General features: G+C 64.9%; 1 protein-coding gene. It reads right to left on the bottom strand.

Annotation, left to right across the window (positions count from 1 at the left end; all coding sequences use genetic code 11):
• On the bottom strand, positions 1-390 hold a 390-nt coding region (locus tag P0G09_RS15915), incomplete at both ends, for a 5-formyltetrahydrofolate cyclo-ligase (protein WP_275253143.1).

Below are 390 nucleotides of genomic sequence, written 5' to 3'. Positions count from 1 at the left end.
CTCAAATTCATCAGTTCCACGATATACTTTCCTCTCGGTTACAAATCCATCCAGCCGCCAGTCCTGTTCCTCTGCAGCCGCTTCCGGCACCCGCTGGGCCTCAAAGGCCACGCCCAGCGCCACGGCGTTCCGGCACCTGGGCAGATAGCGGTCATAGTAGCCCTTGCCCATGCCCACCCTGCGGCAGGCCGCATCAAAGGCAGTGCAGGGCACAAGCACCAGATCAAGCGCCTCCGGCCGGATGAGCGCTGCCCGTTCCAGAACCGGTGTGCGGATGCCGTAAGCCCCCACCTCCCAGCCGTCCGGCCCCGGTACGGCAGCGGTCAGGGTAAAGTTTTCCCCACAGACCGGACAGGCCACCGTTTTGCCCAGCCGGGCCGCCTGCTCTGC

It is taken from the genome of Faecalibacterium sp. DFI.5.82, from assembly GCF_029076575.1.
Classification (GTDB): domain Bacteria; phylum Bacillota; class Clostridia; order Oscillospirales; family Ruminococcaceae; genus Faecalibacterium; species Faecalibacterium duncaniae.
Note: the sequence above shows the minus strand (reverse complement) of the source record. Positions and strands in the feature narration are given on the sequence as shown.